Source organism: Bacillus cereus group sp. N24 (assembly GCF_016483345.1).
GTDB lineage: Bacteria > Bacillota > Bacilli > Bacillales > Bacillaceae_G > Bacillus_A > Bacillus_A toyonensis.
This window is the reverse complement of sequence record NZ_JAEHCA010000125.1, coordinates 1-302: the sequence shown is the minus strand read 5'-3', so window position 1 is coordinate 302 and position 302 is coordinate 1. Positions and strand designations below refer to the sequence as shown.

Sequence of the window (302 nt, the reverse complement as noted above, 5' to 3'; positions counted from 1 at the left end):
CACGGTTATGACATCACAAATACAAAAGTAGGCGAAACAAAAGTAGAAGGAACGAAAACATGGAAAGACGATAACGCAACAGATCGTCCAAGCTTGATCAAAGTAGACTTACTACAAAACGGTAAAATAGTAGATACAAAAGAAGTAACAGCGGCAACAGAATGGAAGTATACGTTTGAAAAGCTACAAGCATACGATGCGAATGGAATAGCGTACAAGTATGAAGTAAAAGAACAGCCAATAGCTGGATATGAACCAAAAGTAAATGGTTATGACATCACAAATACAAAAGTAGGCCAAAC

1 protein-coding gene is annotated in these 302 nt (G+C 37.1%); it reads left to right on the top strand.

What is annotated here, in order from left to right; genetic code table 11:
* The coding region (locus JDS95_RS30690; RefSeq protein WP_206773961.1) for a Cna B-type domain-containing protein at positions 1-302 on the top strand (302 nt) is incomplete at both ends.